Source organism: Pseudomonas sp. 15A4, from assembly GCF_016925575.1.
GTDB lineage: Bacteria > Pseudomonadota > Gammaproteobacteria > Pseudomonadales > Pseudomonadaceae > Aquipseudomonas.
In genome coordinates this window covers 3,491,598-3,512,089 of sequence record NZ_CP068986.1, presented here as the reverse complement: position 1 = coordinate 3,512,089, position 20,492 = coordinate 3,491,598, and the positions used below count along the sequence as shown (strand labels likewise).

Genomic DNA, 20,492 nt, shown 5'->3' with positions numbered 1-20,492 from the left:
CCTCATTTTCAGGGTGTGACCACCGACGCCTTCCCGGCTAAAGCCGGTGCTGCCTAGAGAAGAAGCCAGCTCCGCAACCCATCACATCATCGGTGCCGCCATGCTGACGACGCGCAGCGCGAGGCCTTCGTAGGCGTCCAGCGTGATGGTGAATTCACCCTCTTCGGTCAGGTCGCCTTCGACCCGTTCATTGATGATGTCCACCACCGGCCCCGGGGCGATACCTGGCAAGTGCAGGGTCTCGACGATGGCTTCTGCGCTGAAGTTCAACGCGGTGATCTGCGTGCCCTTCCCGGCTGGCAGTTCGTGCACCATGATCAGCAGCCCCGGGTGTTCGACGTCGGGAATCAAAATCTGCCGGCTGGCGGCGATGTCATAGGCGCGACGCACGGCCAGCAGTTTCTTCAGCTGCGAGGCGAACGAGTCCGGCCGCTTCAATTGCTCGACCAGGCTGCCATACAGCGCGCGAGCCCGTGGCATACCGCCCTCCGAGATCTCGCAGTCCGGGTCCATGTCGACCAGATCATAGCCACCGCGATGGATCCAGCGGGTGTCGCCGTCGCCCATCAAATGCTCAACCTGCTCGGCCGGCAGCGGCAAGGCGCCCACTAGGTCCCAGCCCGACAGCGCGAACACGCCCGGTTGCATGGCGTTGAACATCACCAGCAGCAAATGGATGTGCTGGATCTTTTCGATGTCGGCGGCGGTCATGCTGTCCAGTTCACGAATGCCCAAGGCCGCGGTGATGATGCTCGCCGTCGTGCACGACACGCCGTTGGTGACGAACTTCAGGTTGTAGGGCGCATGCTCGCCCGCCAGACGCTCGTACATCTCCTCGCGAATGTGCTCGCGCAGGATATTCCCCGGGAAGGTCTGGCCCTGATAAAGGTATTGATCGTGGGCATGCAGCGTCCAGAAATGCACCAGCTCCAGGGTCAGTTCATCGTGGTTCTGCAGGGCGTGAATCAGCGACGCAGGGTCGATGCCGAACTCATGGACCTGACGCAGCATCAGGCGCAGGAACTCCGTGCGGCCGGTCAGCAGCGCGTGCTGATACGCCGGGCGGGTGATGAAGTCATAGGACAGGTCAGCGCCGCCGTGGGACATCGCCGCGATGTCGTCGATGGTCAGGTTCAGCTCCTGGAAGCTGAAGCCGCCGGCCTTGCGAATGGCGCCCGCGAGCAACTGATTGCCGGTGATCGACAGCGGATGGCTCTCGGACCACGCCGTGCCGTCAGCCTTGCGTTCGACGCCGAGGAAGCCGTTGGCGTCCAGACGCAACACCCGCGCGCCCATGACGTCGATGGCGTGCAAGGCATCGCCGATGATCATCTGTTGCGCGGCGAAACTCGGGTCCAGCCAGTTCAGCGACGGCTGGCCTTCCTTGAAGTAGTGCAGATAGACCCAGCGGCGGTCCTTGCCGTCGACGCCGGTGACGATGGGCGTGGCGCTCCAGTCGGTTTCCTTGACGCCGGGTTCGAAGAAAATCACCCGCTGCAACTGACCGACGATGTAATGCTTGTCGCGCAGCGCATCAACGATGGCAGGCTGAAGGTTGACGGCGTCGCGGCCGGCCGGGACTTCCGGGAGCAGCGACCAGTCTTCTTCCTTGATCTCCACCATGTGGTAGAGGCCCGGATACTCTTCGTAGGCCATCTCGGCCAGGCGGAAATCCGCGCCTTTGCCGGTGTGGGAAGGGATCACGTCATCGACGACGATCGCGTTGTGCGCAGCGGCGATGCGGCTGAGGTTGAGAAACTGCGCGTCGGTGCCCAGTGACGAATCCACCTCAAAACTGATGCGGTCGAAGTTGCCGTCGATGCTCGGGGTGCGCTCGCGCCCTTTCAAACCGCCGGAGGCTTTCAACGGGCCGTTGTGAATGCCCTGAATGCCGACTTCGGACAGCGCGTGCCAGAGGGTTTCATCGGCCAGCGCTTCGAGCACCGAACCGCCTTCGCGGGTGATGATCGACGCCGGATACGCGGTGAACCAGACCGAGCCGATGGCCGAGGCATCCCTCGGACGGGCCTGTGCGTAGGGCCGCTGCCAGAGACGGCCCTGGCCGCCATACAGTTTTGCGCGTTGCTTCGCGGCGTTGAGCATCGATTGCTCAACCAGCCATTCGACGTACTGCTTGTCCGGGGTGGTCATGTATGCGGGGTTCCATCTTCAAGTGGATGGGAGCGGCGGTCCAACGGCTCTGCGAGCGCTGTCCGGACCGTCCTGCCTGGGTGTGTCAGGTTTATGCCTAACTCTAAGAGCACCTTGGCGCGTAAACGTTGCATCCGTTGCTGTGACGCGCGCCATGCAGTGGCTAAAATCCCCGGGGTGCATCTGCACCGCCGGCGCTGTTCAGGGGTTTGCGTGGAATTACACATCGTTATCGAGGGCCGCAAGGACCTTGCCCGTCAGGTCTATGAACAGCTGCGCGACAGTATCGTGTGCGGCCGCTTGGCGGCGGGCGTGCAATTGCCGCCCAGTCGGCTGCTCGCCGCGCAGCTGGGGCTGTCGCGCAAAACCATCTCCGACACCTACAGCCGACTGACCTATGAAAATTACTTGGTGGGCAAGGTCGGCAGCGGCACGTTCGTCAACGCCATGAACGCCCACAGCCCGTCTCGGCCTGCGCCATCGAAACTGGCCAGCGCCCACATCGTGGCGAAATGGGAGCGGATCTCCCTGCCCCTGCGCCATCCGACCCGCGCGGGCACCCTGCGCTACGATTTTCTCGGCGGCGCGACCGCGAAAATCCAATTTCCCCACGACGAATGGCGGCGCTGCGTGCACCACGCGGTGCGGCAGATGTCCACCGAGCGCGGCTTCTACAGCCAGCCCGAAGGCCTGCCCGCCCTGCGCGCCGCGATTGCCGGGCACATCGCCTTCGCGCGCGGCGTCCGCTGCGGGGCCGATGACGTGGTGGTGTGCAATGGCGCGCAACAGGCCCTGGACCTGATCGCCCGCGTGCTAATCGAACCGGGCAGCCGCGTGGCCATGGAAGACCCGGGCTACACGCCGGCACGCCTGCTGTTTGCCGCCCAGGGCGCTGAGGTCGCCAGTGTGCCGGTCGACCGCGAGGGCATCATCGTCGAACAGATTCCCGACGACGCCTGCGCCATTTATGTGACCCCCTCCCACCAGATGCCGCTGGGCATGCCCATGAGCCTGGCGCGCCGCCACGCCCTGCTGGAGAAGGCGCGGCGAATCGGCGCGATCATCATCGAAGACGACTACGACAGCGAATTCCGCTACGAAGGCCGCCCGACTGACTCGTTGCAGAGCATGGACGAGCACGGCGTCGTGACCTACGTCGGCACCTTTTCAAAAACCCTGCTGCCGGAGCTGCGCCTGGGCTACGTCGTGCTGCCGGCGGCGATCCTCGAAGCGGTGATCAAAGCCAAGCAGCTGACCGACTGGCACACCTCGACGCTGCCGCAGTGGGCCCTGAGCAAATTCATCAGCGAAGGCCTGCTCAACAAACACATCCGCCGGTGCCACAGCACCTACGCCGGACGCCGCGAACGAATCCTGTCCCGCATCGCCGGTGACCTCTCGCCCTGGCTGGAAACCATCCCGTGCACGGCGGGCTTTCACATGGCGGTGATGCTCAAGCCCTCGCTCCAGCCGGCGATCGACCTGCACCTGCTGGTCGACCGCGCGCGGGACAAGGCCTTAGGCCTTTATCCCCTCCACGGCTTCTACAGCGACGCGCCACCGCGCGATGGACTGATGCTGGGATTCGGCGCCATCGACCTCCTCGACATCGACCCGGCGCTGGATCGGTTGCGGGATTTGCTGATGGTGTTCGATTAACAGGGGAAATTGAGGGCGCACACACCGGCCCCTTCCCGGCTAAAGCCGGTCCCACTAAAAGCAGACCGCGTCCCCCCGTGGCACCGGCTTCAGCCGGGAAGCTTTTGATCTGCTTTTGATCTTGATCTTCGTACACAAAAAGCCCAGACGACGCCAATCGCGACTTGGGTGCCGGCTGAACGCAGGTCTCGCTCCGTGGGCCGAGCCGCATGGATGCGGCGAGAGCGCCGTCAGGGCATGGATGCCCGTTCGGCGCGGGTCCACGGAGCGAGGCCGGAGTGAAGGAACCCTGAGGAACGAAGGGCCCAACCAGGAGCAAGCACCCTTGGTTACTTGGGGTGCTTTTCCAAGTAACTCGCCGAAGGCGAAACAGTCTGCCCCCAGGCAGACGCTGTTGATCTTGCCGCACCAAGCCACGCCACAGATCCACCTGACACAATCCGATGGAACTTCTAACCCCGGAACCTGCCGACTACAGAGCTGCCGGACACACCGTCCGCTGAGAAATGGAGGCTTATACATGCCAGACGCAAACGGCAAAATCCGCTACGCAGTGGTCGCTGGAGGCTGGATCTCCCAAGGCGCTTTCATGCCGGGACTTGAACAGACCGACAACTCCGTCATGACCGCCCTGGTCACCGGCGACCCCGTCAAAGCCGACCAACTGGCCGCACTTTACGACCTCAAAAGCTACCACTACGACGAATTCGACACCCTGCTGAAATCTGGCGAAATCGACGCCATTTACCTGGCAACCCCCAACTTCCGCCACCGCGAATTCGCCGTGCCCGCACTCGAAGCCGGCATCCACGTGCTGCTCGAAAAGCCCATGGCTGCCAATGAACAAGACTGCCTGGCCATTGCCGAAGCCGCCAAACGCTCGGGCGCCAAACTGATGGTCGCCTACCGCCTGCACTTCGAGCCCGGCACCGTCGAAATGGTCCACCGCGTGCGTGCCGGCGACCTCGGCGACCTGCGCCTGTTCACCGCCACCTTCGCCCAGACCACCGACCCGGCCAACCACCGCATGCAGAGCGGCTTCGATGCAGGTCCCGTGGCCGACATGGGCCCGTACCCCATTAACGCCGTGCGCAACCTGTTCGCCGCCGAGCCGATTGAGGTCCACGCCGTTGGCATCAAGACGCCGGGACGCGAAATCAACACCTTCGACACGGTCAACGTGACATTGCGCTTTGCCGAAGAACGTTTGGCGACCTTCACCGTGAGTTACAGCCTGCCGTCCACCGAGCGTTTCCAGCTGATCGGCACCAAGGGTGAGTTCGAAGCCTCGCCATGCTTCGGTTTCGGCGAAGGCGTGGCAATCGGTTACCGGGCGATCATCGACGGCCAGACCACCGAGCACACGCATCCGGTGGTTGACCAGTTCGGCGGCGAGACCCAGTACTTCTCCGACTGCATCCTTCAGGACCGCGAACCCGAGCCGGACAGCGACGAGGGCTGGCGCGATGTGCGTGTGGTCGAGGCCATTGAACGTGCGCTGACCACCGGGCAGCCGCAGAAGCTTGAGCCGTTGCCGGAGCGCCCGGGCATCAGTATCGAGCAGGCCCGTCGCCTGCCGCTGGCCAAAGTGCCGGAATACATCAATACCGATGAGCCGAATGCCTGACCGTCTGGTTGATCAGGTCTGACGGCGTACACACGTTGATCGCAATCCAGAGCCCGGCTATTTTGTTCGCCGGGCTTTGGACATTGCCTCTGCGAGGCGCGCCTTGCGGCTGAAAAAATGCAGTTGTATGATGACTGTCGACTTTTCGATAAGCCCTTGCGCTCGTCACCGCTACGCTTCATACGATTTCGAATTCCTCCATCAGGCCCCACGCCTGATCGATTCGCCCCAAAAATAACAGGAGAAGCAGATGCCTACCGTTCTCGGTCAGAACTTCATCGGCGGCGCCCGCAGTGGCCTCGGCGAAGCACGCTATAAAAGCCTCGACGCCACCACTGGCGAAGCACTGCCCTACACCTTCCATCAGGCCACCGACGCGGAAATCGATGCCGCCGCCTCGGCCGCCAAAGACGCCTTCCTCGAATTCCGCCAGCTGAGCCCGGCCCGTCGCGCTGAATTCCTTGACGCCATCGCTGACGAACTCGACGCCCTGGGCGATGACTTCGTTGCCCTCGTTTGCCAGGAAACCGCGCTGCCGGCCGGTCGAATCCAGGGTGAGCGTGGCCGTACTTCCGGCCAGATGCGCCTGTTCGCCAAAGTCCTGCGTCGCGGTGACTTCCTCGGCGCGCGTATCGATCAAGCCCTCCCTGACCGCAAGCCACTGCCACGTGTCGACCTGCGCCAGCAGCGCATCGGCGTTGGCCCGGTGGCGGTGTTCGGCGCCAGCAATTTTCCGCTGGCCTTCTCCACTGCCGGCGGCGACACCGCTTCGGCACTGGCTGCCGGTTGCCCGGTTGTGGTGAAAGCCCACAGCGGCCACATGGCGACGGCTGATCTGGTCGGTAACGCCATCGTCCGCGCCGCCGAGAAGACCGGCATGCCAAAAGGTGTGTTCAACATGATCTTCGGCAGCGGCGTTGGCGAAGGTCTGGTCAAGCACCCGGCCATTCAGGCCGTCGGCTTCACCGGTTCGCTGCACGGCGGTAACGCCCTGTGCAAACTGGCGTCCGAGCGTCCGCAGCCAATCCCGGTGTTCGCCGAGATGTCGAGCATTAACCCGGTGGTCCTCCTGCCCGGCGCACTGACAGCGCGCGGCACTGCCATCGCGGGCGAACTCGCGGCCTCCGTGGTCATGGGCGCAGGCCAGTTCTGCACCAACCCAGGCGTTGTGATCGGCATTCGCTCCGCTGCCCTGACGGCGTTCACCGAGCAACTGACCGAGCACATGGGCGGTCAGGCACCACAGACCATGCTCAACGAAGGCGGCCTGCGCAGCTACAGCAAAGGCGTCGAGAAGCTGCTGGCACACCCAAGCGTCACGCACCTGGCCGGCAAGCCGCAGGAAGGCAAGCAGGCCCAGGCTCAGCTGTTCAAGGCGGACGTCAGCATGTTGCTCAATGGTGACGAGTTGCTTCAGGAAGAAGTCTTCGGCCCAACCACGCTGCTCATCGAAGTGGCTGACGACGCTGAACTGAAAGCCGCACTGCTGGCCCTGCGCGGCCAACTGACCGCGACGCTGATCGGCGAAACCGCCGACCTGCAGAAGTACCAGTGGCTGGTACCGGTGCTGGAAGAGAAAGTCGGCCGCATTCTGGTCAATGGCTACCCGACCGGCGTCGAAGTCTCTGACGCGATGGTGCACGGCGGTCCTTACCCGGCGACCTCCGATGCCCGCGGTACTTCGGTAGGCACCTTGGCGATCGATCGTTTCCTGCGCCCGGTCTGCTACCAGAACTACCCGGACAGCCTGCTGCCGGCCGCTCTGCAGAACGCCAACCCGCTGGGCCTCAAGCGCCTGGTGAACGGCGAGTGGAGCACTGACGTCATCGCCTGATGAAGGAGCCTGATTCGTCAGGTATTGTTCATCAGATCCGATGCGTCACACCAACGAGAAACGGCGCGACCCTGTGAGGGGCCGTGCCGTTTTTTTGCCTTGGGATCAGTGTGGAGCGTTGGCACGGCTGGATTTAGCTCTTAATGGAGGGGGTAGCTTGGTGGATGAAAAGCAGATTGAAATGGCCAGCCTTTTCGGCGAAGGGCCAACTTGGCTAGCTGGCAAATGGCTGAACAAGCCGAGCCATTGCCGTGTGGATGACCACACGCTGGAGCTTGTGACGGATTTCCAAACCGATTTCTGGCGTGAAACCCATTATGGGTTCATTCGAGACAGCGGCCATTTCCTGGGGTTTAAGACCAAGAGAGGTTTTACCGCGCAAGTCAGAATCAACGCCGATTTTCGCGAGCTCTATGACCAGGCGGGGATTATGGTCAGGCTCAACGAGGAGACCTGGCTCAAGGCAGGAATCGAATACAACGATGGAATGCCAATGATCAGCAGCGTGCTGACCCAGGGCAAGTCGGATTGGGCACCCGGCTGCTTTTCCGGCGACCCGACCGATTTCTGGCTTCGGGTGACCGTTTCCGATGGCGTGCTGCGTCTGCAATACTCCACCGATGGCATCACTTGGCCGCTGCTTAGACTTGCTCCCTTTCCAGACGCGGACAGCTACACGGTGGGTCCTATGTGCTGTACACCGGAGCGCCAAGGGTTAAGGGTGAGCTTTTCCGAATGGTTGTTGAGCCCGCCTCTCGGGCGAGACCTGCATGACCTGAGCTAGCCAATCTGCCGGGCGGGCCAGTCAGGCAACTGATTTGACCGGCTGCTTACGCCCGGCTGACCTGCATCCCCCTCTCGTTGTGGACACCTGAACATGAATGAAGAACTGAGCATCATTGATCTGCACCAGGGCGACGGTAAGGCCGTCGTCAAAGGCGCGCTGATCACCACGCAGTACACCGGCACCCTGGAAGACGGCACCGTGTTCGATTCCTCATGGGAACGTGGCAAGCCGTTTCAGTGCGTCATCGGCACCGGGCGGGTGATCAAGGGTTGGGACATCGGGCTGATGGGCATGAGGGTCGGCGGCAAGCGCAAGCTCTGGGTGCCCGCGGCGCTGGCGTACGGCGAGCGCTCAATGGGCGCGCACATCAAACCCGATTCGAACCTCGTGTTTGAGATCGAGCTGCTGGAAGTGCTGACGCGGGATGATTGAGGTGGTTGACGAGCGGTATTCATCCAAGGCTTTGCGATATGGCTACCGACGCCTTCCCGGCTAAAGCCGGTCCCACAATATGGGGTCGCCCACCGTCACGTTGAGTGTGCGCGATGGGTTTTGTGGGTCCGGCTTCAGCCGGGAAGAGGCCACTGTGTACGCCCCCAGTCCCACAGTAGGACAACCAACGCTTCCCCGGCCACAGCCGGTCCTAACCTGGGAGCCTGCCTTCGCCCCCACAATCTCGGACCTACGCCTTCATCAACACATCGGCCAGTTTCTTCGCCAGCTCTTCTTCCTTGTACGGCTTCTGCACGATCAGCTTTGGGTCGACATCGAGGATGTCGATGTCGGCGAAACCGGTGATGAACATGATCGGCAGCTGCGGGTGGTCGCGGCGGACGATTTCGGCCAGTTCGCCGCCGGTCATGTTGGGCATGGCGAAGTCGGTGAGGAGCAGTTCGATGCTCGGGTCGAGTTTCTTCAGCGCCTCGTCGCCGCTGTCCGCTTCGACCACCGAATAACCCAGCGAAACCAGCATCATCGCCGTCACCGAGCGTACGTCCGGGTCATCGTCGACCAGCAGAATCGTGCGGTCCTTGTCGTCGGCGTCGGCACGACCGGGCATGTCGGAGGCGCTGATGACCGGGACTGCGGTGCGCGCAACACTCGGCAGGTAAACCCGCAGCGTGGTGCCGGCGTTTTCGGCAGTATCGATGCTGACGCCGCCACCCGATTGCTTGGCGAAACCGAACACCTGCGCCAGACCCAGTCCCGAACCCTTGCCCACCGCCTTGGTGGTGAAGAACGGCTCGAAGGCCTTGGCCAGCACTTCGGGGCTCATGCCACAGCCGGAGTCACTCACCGACAACACCACGTAGGCGCCGGGCTCTGGGTCTTCAGGCCGTAGCGGCAGGCGATAGACCATCTCGTTCCAGGTGCTCAGGCGCAGTTGCCCGCCCTGGGGCATGGCGTCCCGGGCGTTGATTGCCAGGTTGAGAATGATCATCTCGGTCTGCGTCGGGTCGACCAGCGCACTCCACAGGTCTTCGGCCAGTTCGGTCTCTACCCACACACTGCCGCCCAGCGCACGGCCAAGCAGTTCGCGCATGCCGGCGATCGTGTCGTTGAGGTTCAGCGCAACAGGCTCCAGACGCTGGCGACGGGAGAACGACAAGAGCTGGCTGGTCAGCTTAGCGCCCCGCTCGCCCGCTTCGCGGATGTTTTGCAGGCGCTGGGGAGACTTGGTGAACACTCCTTTTTCCAGATCCCGGCTGAGGAAATTCGCGCTGGTGAGAATCACCGTCAGCAGGTTGTTGAAGTCGTGGGCAACGCCGGCGGTCAATTGGCCGACCACCTCCAGCCGCTGCATCTGCTGCAGGGCGGCCTCGACGCGCTCGCGCTCCTTGATCTGATCACGCAGGCGCTTGTTGGTCGCCGCCAGCTCGTCCACCACCGCACGCTCGCCGGTGATGTCGCGGACTGCGGCGTACATCAGGCCGTCGTCCGGCACGATGGTCCAGGACAACCAGCGGTAGCCACCGTCGGTATGGCGCATGCGATTGACGAAACGCGTCGAGACATGGCCTTCGGCGACGCTGGCGGTTTCGCGCAACGTGGCTCCGAGATCATCCGGATGAATCAACTCGCTCAAACGCTGCCGACCGACCTCATCGCGCGCCCAGCCCAGCGTCGATTCCCATGCCGGGTTGAGGGCGATCGGCGTCATGTCGAAATGCAGCACGCCGAGCAATTCCCGGGACAGCTCCCAGGTTCGGTCGCGTTCACGGGTTCGCTGCACGACACGTTCGCCGAGGATGTCGTTGAGCTGATGCAGCGCCTGGGTGGCGTGCTTGCGCTCGGTAATGTCCTGCATGACGCCGGTGAAGCGCACGCATCGGCCCTCTTCAAACACCGAGCGACCGTTGGAGAACACCCACCGTTCCTCGCCTTCATTAGTGATCAGTCGGTGCTCGATCTGGAAGGAAGTGTCCACCGTCAGCGCGGCCATGACCTTGCTGTGCAGCTGATCGCGGTCTTCCGGGTGGCAGAGCAGAAACATCAGGACCAGACTGACGGAAGCGTCGGCGTCAACGCCGTAAAGCGCCTTACAGCGCTCGTCCCACAGCAGCGTGTCGGTGCGCGGATCGTACGTCCAGACCCCCATGTCCGCGGCTTCGATCGCCAGCTGCGCGCGCACTTCCGCCACTTGCAGCGTCTTCTCGGCGTACAGTCGCTTTTCCCGCTCCTGCACTTCGGAGACCGCGCGCATGACCGCCTTGGGCAGCATCTTCATGTTCTGCTTGAGGACGTAATCGATGGCGCCCATGCGCATCATTTCGACGGCATGCTGCTCGCCGAAAATCCCGGACAAAAAGATGAAAGGCGTCTGCGGCGCCAGGCGCAATGCGCTGTTGAGCACATCCGCCCCTGAAGAGCCCGGCAGCAGAAAATCGCTGAGAATCAGGTCAAAACGCGCGGCCAGCAGCTCACGCTCGACGTCCTGGTGGTTGTAGACCAGCGTGGCGTCGATCTTCAGCCCGCTGTTTTCGAGGGTGAGCAGGATCAGTTCGGCATCCAGCGAACTGTCTTCGACCAAAAGCAATTTAAGCTGCGATAACGGCATGAATAAAAGTCATTGTTCCAGAAGGGGCTGGTTCGGCGTTTATAAGTGCCGGTCCGAAAGCCCCGGAGTCAGGAGCCTGGACGGCGTGCGAGTCGCAGGGAGCCCGGTGGTGGCTCGTTCAAAACGGCCCAAAACACGCCGAGGTCCGAGATCGCCGAGACAAATTCCTTGAATTCGACCGGCTTGACCACGTAAGCGTTCACACCCAGTGAATAGGCGCGGTTCAAATCCGGCTCTTCGCGGGAGGACGTCAGCATTACCACGGGAATGCTGCGCAGTTCCTCGGTTTCGCGGATGACTTTGAGCACCTCAAGGCCATCCACTTTGGGCAGCTTCAGGTCCAGCAGCATCACTGCCGGATTACCGGCGACACGGTCGTGGTGATGGTTGCGGCGCAGCAGGTAATCAAGCGCCTCGGCACCGTCACGCAGCACGATCACTTCATTGGCCAACTGGCTACGTTCAAGGGCGACAAGGGTCAGCTCCAGATCGTTTGGATTATCTTCCACCAGAAGAATGGGTTTCAGCACTGGGCGTCTCCTTCGACACTCAAAGAGTAACGGTCAACCGCGCTTGGGCAGCGCAAAGTAAAAAGTGGCGCCATGGCCCAACTGGCTATGGGCCCAGACGGTGCCGTCATGGCGTTCGATGATCCGTCGGACACTGGCCAGGCCAATGCCGGTGCCTTCGAATTCTTCCATGCGGTGCAGGCGCTGAAACACGCCAAACAGCTTGCCGGCGTAGGCCATGTCGAAGCCTACGCCGTTGTCGCGGATGTACACCACGACCTTGCCGTCTTCCTCGTAACTGCCCACCTCGATCACTGCCGGGTTCTCGTTGCGGGTGTACTTGATCGCGTTGGACAGCAGGTTGCGCATCGCCAGGTGCAGGAACGCCGCGTCGGCAATGACCACTGGCAACGGCTGGGAGACTTTCCATTCCAGCGTGCGGCTTTCGTAATCGGGCAGCATCTCCCGGCGGATCGATTCGACCATGGCGTTGAGGTCAACATCAGAGAAACGCATCGCCGACCGACCCATCTGCGAGAAGCTCAGCAGGTTGTCGACCAGCGTGCCGGCAAAGCGCGCCGACTCGCTGATGTTTTCCAGGAAGCGCACCCCCGGTCGGACAACTTGCTGCCTTCAATGTCGCTCAACAACTCGGCGTAGCCGGCGATGTGTCGCAACGGCGCGCGCAGATCGTGGGACACGCTGTAGGAAAATGCTTCAAGCTCCTTGTTGGATTTCTTCAATTCATCGGCCAGTGCGGCCATTTCTTCAGCCTTGCGCAGGACGATGCCCAGCACGGCCGCACGCAGCTCGATCACCGCTTCGCAGTCCATGTCGTCCCAGGGTCTGGAGAACCCGCGCACGGTCTCCTCCCATAAGGCGAAGCTGTTGCGCGGGCTCAGCGAGCCGCTCGGGCTGACACTTTTCTCGGGTTTGCCGGCCCAGTTGACCACGCGGGTCTGCTCGGGCCGGAACCAGATGATGAAGTTGGAATGCAGCTCGGAGATCGCCGTCGCCAGCACGCCGCTGACCGAGCTGGCCAGCAAGGGCAGCTCTGGGATGTCGCGACTGATGTTGTCGGAGCGGAAGACCTCGTGGGGATCGCGGCCGCTCAACCAGTCGGCGAGCTTGACGATCTGCTCGCGTTCGGGGGTTTCGCCGTAAACATCGACGCTGGCGCCGGAAATCACTGCCGCGCCAGTGGCACCGACAAAACCCAGCAACACTTCGGGCATCGTGCGCAGGCCGCCGGTGACGCTGTCGAGGTCAGCCATGGCTGCGAGCATCTGCACGATCTGCCGGCGCAGGCTCAGCATGCGCTGGTTGGCGGCATGGGCTTCCTTGCTCTCGATCTGCAGCGACAACACGCTGCCCAACAGTTCGCAGGCAGTGCGGGACTGGAAGGTGACCCTGCGTGGCGTGGCGTGGTGGCAGGAAATCAGGCCCCATAACTGCCCGCGTACCACGATGGAGATCGACATCGAGGCCAGCGTCTGCATGTTGCGCATGTACTGCAGATGCACGGGCGACACGCTGCGCAAGGTGGCAAAAGTGAGGTCCAGGGGCGCGCCGGTCATGGGGTTGTTGCCGGGTACCAGCGGCGATGGCTGGTAGTTGGCGTTTTCGATGACGCGAATGCGGTTGGCCAGGTACAGCGCCCGGGCCTGGGCAGGCACGTCAGACGCCGGAAAGCTCAGGCCGAGCAGGCTTTCGTAATCTTCATCCAGCGCTTCGGCGCTGACGAGCCCGTTGCCATCGGCATCGAAGTGATAAGCCTTGACCCGGCCGAAACCGGTGATGCGCTTGACCTCGGCCACCGAGCGCTGACACAGCGCTTCGATGCTTTCTTCCACATTCATCTGGCTGATGAAGCCGCGCATCAGCGGGTAGACGTTGCCGTACGCGCCACTCATGTCCCCAGCCGGCTCGAACTCGGCGATCAGCACCTGATCGTGACGATGGACCATCATGGTCATCGGCTGGCCGGCACTCGAACCTGGCAGGAAACGCACTTCCCCAATGTGAAAAGGATTTTGCTCTTCGTCAGGCAGAGCGTCCAGGCGCTGGAGCAGGCGCTCAGGCTCGGCGAACACACTGGACAGGGATGCGCCGATCAGCGCCTGCGGATCCAGCCCAAGCCAGTCTCTGACGTTGGCGCTGACTTGAATGACCGTAGAAGCGGCTTCGTCGACGACCAGCAGAAATCCCTGGGGCTGAATGCTGCCGGGGATCTGAATCGGTTCACGCGCGCAATGCTCGATCGCGCCCTTGAGGGCGTCGTCGCTAAGGGTCAAGGTCTTGCTCCTTTACCTTCAACGTTTGGGCAAACGGCGTCGGCAATGTGTGCCGCAAAAGCGGCACGGATGGGAATGCCGCACACGTTAACAAAAACCGACCGGCTCAAATACTCCGAACTCACTGATTGGCGAGAAAAAAACCATCCATTCGCATCAGCTGTCGAGCATGGCCCTCACCTTCGACAGAAATTCAACCAACTGGAAGGGCTTCAGGATCATGTCCATCCGTTCGCCCAGAAAATCCTGTCGGTTGAGCGCGTTCTCCGCGTAGCCGGTCATGAACAGCACTGGCAGGTCGGGCCGCCACCCTCGGCCGCGCTGGGCAACTTCGCGGCCGTTCATTTCCGGCATGCCCACGTCGGTGAGCAACAGGTCAATGGTGCCGTCATGCTCCAGGCACGACAGCGCCGTGCCGACATCGGCCACCTGGGTGCAGCGGTAACCGGCATCGGTGAGGACCTCATTGACGAACATGCGCACCGACGCCGTGTCTTCGACGATCAACACGTGCTCCCCGCGCCCTGCGCGGCGACAGCGAAAGGCTGCGGCGGCTCGACGCTCTGCTCGTCCGCCGCCGGCAACAGCAGCGTGACCTCGGTGCCGTGACCGACCACGCTGCGAATCTGCACGTCGCCGCCCGACTGCCGGGCGAAACCGTAGATCGTCGACAGGCCCAGGCCGGTGCCCTGGCCGATCGGCTTGGTGGTGAAGAACGGGTCGAATACCTTGTCGATCAAGTGGTGTTCGATGCCGACGCCGTCATCGCGCACGGTCAGGGCGATGTACGCGCCATCTGCCATGCGTGAGTGGCCCTGGGAGTAGGTCTCGAAAGTGCTGATCCAGATGTTGCCGCCCGACGGCAACGCGTCCCGGGCATTGATCACCAGATTGAGCACGGCGCTTTCGAGCTGGCCGGCGTCGACCATCGCCACCGCGCTGCGTGAAGTCAGCTCCAGCGTCAGGCAAATGCCTTTGCCGATGGTGCGACCCAGCAGGTCCTCAAGGGAACGCACGTACTGATTGACGTCGGATGCACGGGTATCGAGGGGCTGCTGGCGGGCGAAAGCCAGCAGACGATGGGTCAGTGCCGACGCGCTTTTCGCCGACGCCAACGCGGCATCGGCATACACCATCACTTTTTCGGGGCGGCCGTCTTCGGTGCGTTTCTTGACCAGCTCCAGCCCGGTGACGATACCCGTCAACAGGTTGTTGAAATCGTGGGCGATGCCGCCGGTGAGCTTGCCGATAGCGTCCATCTTCTGCGCTTGCAACAGCTGTTCTTCGGTGCGGGCGCGCTCGGCGACTTCATGGGCGAGCCGGCTGTTGACCGAGTCCAGTTGCTGCAGATGCGACTGTTCGCGACGGCGGTGCTCGGTGACGTCTTCGATGAACACCAGGCTCATGCCGCTCTCCCGGTACGGCGAAACCTGCCATTCGGTTTCGCGCAGTTCACCCTTGACCCGCATGCTCAGCGTGCCCATCCAGCGCTCCCCTGCGCCCAGCGCTTCGCGCAGGCCGTCGAGGGCCGAGCCCTGATCTTCGCTGAAGCTGCGCAGCACCGCCCCCTCATCGGCGCCTTGACCCAGCAGTTGGGCAAAGGCGTGGTTGGCTTCGTGAACGTTCAGGCTGCCGTCCATGACCGCAATCGGCGCCGAGACGTTGGCAAAAATTTCGCGGAAACGCTCTTCGCTGTCACGCAATGCGTATTCGGTATCACGCACCCGCAACAGCGTGCGCAGCGTGGCAAGCAGCACGTCGGGGTCGACCGGGTGCACCAGATAGGCGTCCGCACCTGCTTCCAGACCGGTGACGATGTCGCCGGTCTGGATCGACGCCGCCGAAACGTGCACCACTGGCAACAGCGCCGTGCGGGGCGCAGCGCGCAGCTGACGAACGATGTCGAAGCCGCTCATGTCGGGCAGATTGACGTCGAGAATCAGCGCGTCGGGCAAGCGCTCGGCGATCAGCGCCAGACCTTCGGTGCCGGTGCCGGCCTCCGCCACCTTGAACCCCTGGCGCTCCATCCGACGCCGCAAGGCGTACCGGGTCGCGGCATTGTCGTCGACGATCAGCAGCCGGGTTTCAGGCTTCATTGGCAGGCTCCTGGGCCAGCGCCAACGGGATCACCACGTAGAACGTCGAGCCCACGCCGGGCTCGCTCTCCACGCCGACACGCCCGCCCAGCAATTCGGCAAAACGCTTGCACAGCGACAGGCCAAGACCGGTGCCGCGCAGGCGTTTCTGCAGGGGCGAATCGACCTGAGTGAAGTCCTCGAACAGCGCACCATGAAGCTCCTGGGGAATGCCAATACCGGTGTCAGTCACCGCAAAGCGAACCGAGTCCTCGGATTCCAGCCGTGCCGAGACGCGCACTTCACCGCGCTGGGTGAACTTCAGCGAGTTGGAGATAAAGTTGCGCAGAATCTGCCCCAGTTTTTGATCGTCCGTATACAGCCGGGGCAAGCCGACGGGCGCTTCGAAGATCAGGTCCACGGTGGAGGCATCGACGATGGGACGGAACATGCCCCGCAGTGCCGAGAACAGGTCGAACATGTCAAACCATGCCGGCGAGATGCTGATGCGGCCGGCTTCGATCTTCGCCAGGTCCAGCAGGTCGTCGACCATGTCGCTCAACTCCCGTGCGGCCGTACTGACAAAAGCGACCTGCTTGTGCTGTTCCTCGCTCAGGGGACCGTCCAGCTCATCGGTCAGCAGACTGGCGATGCTGAGAATCGACCCCAGCGGCGTGCGAAATTCATGGCTCATGTAGGACAGGAAACGGCTCTTGAGGTCGGAAGCCTGACGCAATTGGTCGGCTTGATTCTCAAGTTCGGCGTACAGCGCGAGAACGCCCTGGTTGGTCTCGTCAAGCTCGGTGCGCAGGGCAACGGCTTCGGCGCGCGAGCGTTCCAGCTCAAGTTCGATAGACCCCTGAGGCGTCACACGGGCGTTGTTGTCAGTCATCGAGCGCCTCCAGAGCCATCACCAGTACCGTTACATCGTCCCTGCCCCGGCAATAATCGCGGTGCAAGACCGCTGCGATGATTGCCGGATGTCGGTACACCAGGCCAGGACAATCGCGAAGATTCCATCGCGATTGCAGGCCATCGCTGAACATGATCAACAACTGCCCGGTGCAATCGTCATAGTCCATCGGCGGTATTTTGCGGTACTGCAGGCCGACGATCCCGGGGTGCGAAGGAATGCCGCGGGTTTTCTCGTCGCCAATCAGCGTCGCGCCGATGTTACCGATGCCAATGAAACGCAGCTTGCCTGTCGCGCCGTCGAACCGCACCAGTGCTGCCGCGCCGCCGCGGCTGCCTTGCATGTCGACGTGCAGGTCCTCCAGCAACACGCCCGGATCGGCGAACGGATTGCGAATGAACGCACGTGCGCCGGCCATTCCCGCCGCTTCGGCTTCAGGGCCGTGACCGAGGCCGTCGATCATCATGATCGACATCTGCTGCCCCTTGACCGCGACTTCCCACACATCACCGCAAGCCGGGTCATCATGCAGCGAATGCTGGGTGATGCCCATGCGCAGGTCTTTGACCGTGGCTTTGCGCGGGAAGAAACGCGCCAGCAACACACTGCCGCGCGCGTCGCTGTGCACATCGAAGACTTGCGCCTGGCGCAGCACGGCGCCCAGGCCGATGCCTTGGGTACCGCGGGTGGAAAAACCATCGGCCATGCAGTTTTGCACGTCGAAACCCTTGCCCCGGTCGATCGCGATGATCTCGACGCCCGGCGCTGAACGCGAGGCATCGCCCGAGGCATCACCCGGCAGCGCACGAACATGCAACTCGCCGCTTTGCGCATGTTTGAGAATATTGCTGGCCAGTTCGGTGACGACCAGGGCCACGCGACCGCAATCGGCCTCGTCAAACCCCGCCTGTTCGGCCAGTCGTTGCACCGTGCGCCGTGCGTGCCCGACCTGACTGATGTCTTCGATCGACAACACCTGGGTCAGATGACTGTGCAGGTTCACGTCCATTTGCAGATCATCACGCGCGTACCTGCGCCGGGTGCGGTGTCCAGCTCGAAGTCGTCCACCAGGCGCTTGGCGCCCGTCAGGCCCAGACCGAGGCCGCCTCCGGAGGTCCAGCCGTCGGTCATCGCCAGCTTGAGGTCGGGAATGCCCGGGCCTTCGTCGCGAAAGGTCAGGCGCACGCCGACGCGCAGGCCGTCTTCGACAATCTGCCAGTCCATGTCACCGCCGCCGCCATAGACCATCGTGTTGCGCGCCAGCTCGCTGACCGCCGTGACCAGCTTGGTCAGGTCGATCAGGCGCATGCCGCAGTCCTGCGCCAGCTTGCGCGCGGTCTGCCGCGCCAGCACGACATCTTGCTCGATGCGAATGGGCTGAGTGCCGCTGCTGCGCTCGTTCATTGAGAATAGGCCCGCTCGCGCAACAGCTTCATGCCCCGTTCAACGTTCAGCGCGGTGCTCACGCCGGGCAGGGTCATGCCCAGTTCCACCAGGGTAATGGCGACGGCCGGCTGCATGCCGACCAACACAGTTTCGGCGTCCATGATTCGCGACAGGCCGGAGATCATGCCGATCATCCGGCCAATGAACGAATCGACCATGTCCAGCGCGGAGATGTCGATGAGCACGCCGCGCGCCGAAGTGCGACTGATGCGTTCGGACAGGTCATCCTGCAGCGTCAGCGCCAGTTGGTCGTGCATGTCTACCTGAATGGTCACGAGCAGAAAGTCGCCCATCTGCAGAATCGGAATGCGCTCCATGGCTCATACCGCCTTGGTGAGGGTGACGCCCAGACGGCGCAGCGCCAATGCCAGCGCATCGGCCAGATTGGCTTTGGTCACCACGCCTTGCAGGTCCAGACCCAGGTGCACGATGGTCTGGGCAATCTGAGGACGCACGCCGCTGATGATGCAATCGGCGCCCATCAGGCGGATCGCTGTCACGGTCTTGAGCAGGTGTTGGGCCACCAGGGTGTCGACGGTCGGCACGCCAGTGATGTCGATGATGGCGATTTCCGCGCCGGTGTCGACGATGCGTTGCAACAGCGACTCCATGACCACCTGGGTGCGCTGCGAATCCAGCGTGCCGATCATCGGCAGTGCCAGGACGCCATCCCACAGTTTGACCACCGGCGTGGACAGCTCCAGCAGTTCTTCCTGCTGACGCTTGATCACCGCTTCACGGGATTTCTGGTAGGTGCGGATCGTGTGCAGACCCAGACCGTCGAGCAGCTCCGACATCTGCAGCACCTGTTCGGCGATCAGCAACGGCTGGTCAGCGAAAGCGTTTTGCAGTTGGGTGAACAGCGGGCCCTTGAGGGCGAAGATGAAACTGGCCGTTTGCTGAGAATCCTGACCGGCCAGAGCGCGCTGGCTGGACAGTTTTTCGAGGAAGTGACGAACGTCGTCCCATTCGGCGGTGGTGATGTTGGCAGAGCCGCCCTTCTCCAGCGTCAATGTCAACAGGCGCAGAAAATCGGCTACCTGCTGCCGGATTTCCTCAGGCTTGAGGTTACGCGTCGCGCCGCTGGCTTCCAGATCAGCGTGCCATTGGGCAGCCAGTTGCGATTCGGAGCGTTTAAGGGCGTCAACGGTGATTTGTTGTAATGCTGCCATGAGGTGGCTCCAGTGAGTGCAGGTCGAGGATTGGAATGGGTCGACGTAAGCAGGCCTGTGAAATACGCGAAAGGGTCAAAAAAACAGCGCAGGGCGTTGCGCAGCAGGTTGCTGCAAGGTGTGGACCAGGAAGCTATCGGGTCCACGAGGGCACCGCGGCTGCAACCAGCGTGAACCGCGCACACGAAATACGCCTGCCGCCGGTAGGTGTCAAGGTAACATCACCCGGTTTTCATTGTTTATTTATCAATGGAGTCGTCGCCGGCTTAAAACACGCTGTCGACCAACTGAACATAGATGGAAAACGCGCCCAGCAAAAACCAGAACGCCGTAAACAGCCACGGTGTGCGCATCGAAAACATCAGCGACTTGCGGTAGCCCTTTTCGCTGGATTCGTGCTCACTGAACAACGGCGAATCGTCATAGGCCAGGCCCATGGCCGGTTGACTGCTCAGCAACTGGGCCTGTTTGAAATGCCAGTGGTCGATGATTTCGTACGCCGCGCGGATGCCCGGCCAGGCGTGCATGGAGCTGATCAGTCCGAGCAATGTCAGAAAAGGCGGCACCACCAGCGTGAACATCTTGCCCCATTCGGGATTGAGGTTGGCCATCGACGAGGCGAAGGCGATCACCAGAAAAGACTGCGCGGACAAATAGGCGTTGGTGCGGTTGGACAGGATCGCTGTCTCGTACTGGATCTCCTTGCGGTAGAAATCCAGCCGATCCTTCGGCGACCCGAACAGCATGGCGTCTGCCACTTGAGCGTTAGCGGACTGCTCCGCGGCAATCGGATTGCTGCTGGTAATGATGGTGGGTGTTTCCATGTCACGACTCACAAGCGGGGCTCCTGCCTATAAAACGGCGGCGCAGTCGGTCCTGCGTCACCCATCGGTATTTGATTGAAGGATCTGGGTCGGGTGCCCGCAAGCGGACGAACGGCGTTCAGTTTCAGCAGGAAGCAAGGCAG

At 62.3% G+C, this 20,492-nt stretch carries 14 protein-coding genes and 2 pseudogenes; 5 read left to right on the top strand and 11 right to left on the bottom strand.

Annotation, left to right across the window (positions count from 1 at the left end):
* Nucleotides 1-81 precede the first annotated feature (81 nt).
* The gene (treS, locus tag JN403_RS15635) at nt 82-2,151 is read right to left on the bottom strand and encodes a maltose alpha-D-glucosyltransferase (protein ID WP_205483090.1); all 2,070 of its coding nucleotides are present in this window, start codon (nt 2,149-2,151) and stop codon (nt 82-84) included.
* 213 nt (nt 2,152-2,364) lie between these two features.
* On the opposite strand from treS, the gene JN403_RS15630 reads away from it, so the two are divergent.
* From JN403_RS15630 to JN403_RS15610, 5 genes are all read left to right on the top strand, one after another.
* Nucleotides 2,365-3,810 (top strand): PLP-dependent aminotransferase family protein, encoded by a 1,446-nt coding sequence (locus JN403_RS15630; protein ID WP_205483089.1) that lies wholly within the window; start codon nt 2,365-2,367, stop codon nt 3,808-3,810.
* 520 nt (nt 3,811-4,330) lie between these two features.
* Nucleotides 4,331-5,437, top strand: coding sequence for a Gfo/Idh/MocA family oxidoreductase (locus tag JN403_RS15625; RefSeq protein ID WP_205483088.1), 1,107 nt, complete (start codon nt 4,331-4,333; stop codon nt 5,435-5,437).
* Nucleotides 5,438-5,687: 250 nt separating this feature from the next.
* Complete coding sequence (locus JN403_RS15620) at nt 5,688-7,271, top strand: aldehyde dehydrogenase (NADP(+)) (RefSeq protein WP_205483087.1); 1,584 nt, start codon at nt 5,688-5,690, stop codon at nt 7,269-7,271.
* A 181-nt stretch (nt 7,272-7,452) separates the two neighbouring features.
* The gene (locus JN403_RS15615) at nt 7,453-8,055 is read left to right on the top strand and encodes a DUF1349 domain-containing protein (protein WP_205487394.1); all 603 of its coding nucleotides are present in this window, start codon (nt 7,453-7,455) and stop codon (nt 8,053-8,055) included.
* Nucleotides 8,056-8,148: 93 nt separating this feature from the next.
* Nucleotides 8,149-8,490 (top strand): FKBP-type peptidyl-prolyl cis-trans isomerase, encoded by a 342-nt coding sequence (locus tag JN403_RS15610; protein ID WP_122624711.1) that lies wholly within the window; start codon nt 8,149-8,151, stop codon nt 8,488-8,490.
* A gap of 250 nt (nt 8,491-8,740) precedes the next feature.
* On the opposite strand, the gene JN403_RS15605 is transcribed toward JN403_RS15610, so the two are convergent.
* The 10 genes and pseudogenes from JN403_RS15605 to JN403_RS15560 form a co-directional block, all read right to left on the bottom strand.
* Complete coding sequence (locus tag JN403_RS15605; RefSeq protein WP_205483085.1) at nt 8,741-11,116, bottom strand: hybrid sensor histidine kinase/response regulator; 2,376 nt, start codon at nt 11,114-11,116, stop codon at nt 8,741-8,743.
* A gap of 68 nt (nt 11,117-11,184) precedes the next feature.
* Nucleotides 11,185-11,646, bottom strand: a complete 462-nt coding sequence (locus tag JN403_RS15600) for a response regulator (RefSeq protein WP_122538564.1) — start codon at nt 11,644-11,646, stop codon at nt 11,185-11,187.
* A gap of 33 nt (nt 11,647-11,679) precedes the next feature.
* Nucleotides 11,680-13,919, bottom strand: a pseudogene (locus JN403_RS15595) (ATP-binding protein).
* A gap of 156 nt (nt 13,920-14,075) precedes the next feature.
* A pseudogene (locus tag JN403_RS15590) lies at nt 14,076-16,015 on the bottom strand (response regulator).
* The gene (locus JN403_RS15585; protein ID WP_122538559.1) at nt 16,005-16,886 is read right to left on the bottom strand and encodes an ATP-binding protein; all 882 of its coding nucleotides are present in this window, start codon (nt 16,884-16,886) and stop codon (nt 16,005-16,007) included. Before JN403_RS15585 ends, JN403_RS15590 begins: the two are co-directional and overlap by 11 nt.
* Nucleotides 16,879-17,916 (bottom strand): ATP-binding protein, encoded by a 1,038-nt coding sequence (locus JN403_RS15580; protein WP_205483083.1) that lies wholly within the window; start codon nt 17,914-17,916, stop codon nt 16,879-16,881. The genes JN403_RS15585 and JN403_RS15580 overlap by 8 nt, the downstream gene beginning before the upstream one ends.
* Entirely contained in the window at nt 17,907-18,311 is a 405-nt protein-coding gene (locus JN403_RS15575; protein WP_122624707.1) for an anti-sigma regulatory factor, read from the bottom strand. The genes JN403_RS15580 and JN403_RS15575 overlap by 10 nt, the downstream gene beginning before the upstream one ends.
* Nucleotides 18,308-18,670 (bottom strand): STAS domain-containing protein, encoded by a 363-nt coding sequence (locus JN403_RS15570; RefSeq protein ID WP_037010489.1) that lies wholly within the window; start codon nt 18,668-18,670, stop codon nt 18,308-18,310. Before JN403_RS15570 ends, JN403_RS15575 begins: the two co-directional genes overlap by 4 nt.
* A gap of 3 nt (nt 18,671-18,673) precedes the next feature.
* Nucleotides 18,674-19,525 carry an STAS domain-containing protein gene (locus tag JN403_RS15565; protein ID WP_122538555.1) on the bottom strand — a complete coding sequence of 284 codons (852 nt, stop codon included), beginning with the start codon at nt 19,523-19,525 and terminating at the stop codon, nt 18,674-18,676.
* A 266-nt stretch (nt 19,526-19,791) separates the two neighbouring features.
* Nucleotides 19,792-20,271, bottom strand: coding sequence for a hypothetical protein (locus JN403_RS15560; protein ID WP_122538719.1), 480 nt, complete (start codon nt 20,269-20,271; stop codon nt 19,792-19,794).
* Nucleotides 20,272-20,492 lie beyond the last annotated feature (221 nt).